The 277-nt window shown below is 35.0% G+C and carries 1 protein-coding gene; it reads right to left on the minus strand.

Annotated features, from left to right (window positions below):
- A partial coding sequence (locus RYX56_RS22120) for a YlaI family protein (protein ID WP_317124085.1) occupies window positions 1-139 on the minus strand: 139 nt, incomplete at its 3' end.
- Window positions 140-277: the final 138 nt, after the last annotated feature.

The raw sequence follows: 277 nt of genomic DNA on the forward strand, positions 1-277 counted from the left end.
CGTTTGTTTTATCACGAATCCGGTCGTGGCAGTCAGCACACATATATGTATGAATTGGACGGTTGCGAAGCCGCTTGGCAATGATTGATTCATCATCAAGTGTTTCAATTTTATCGCAAATTACGCATTTTACTCGCATAAGAGGCACCTCTTAAAATAATTTCCTACTTGATTACTTTTACTATACCACGTGAAATCCATCATTGGTAACAATTGTGTTTAGATTGATGAAAAAACGTCATAGTAGTAATATGGTTATAACTGTTTTATACAGAAT

It is taken from the genome of Alkalihalophilus lindianensis (assembly GCF_032843265.1).
GTDB lineage: Bacteria > Bacillota > Bacilli > Bacillales > Bacillaceae_D > Alkalihalophilus > Alkalihalophilus lindianensis.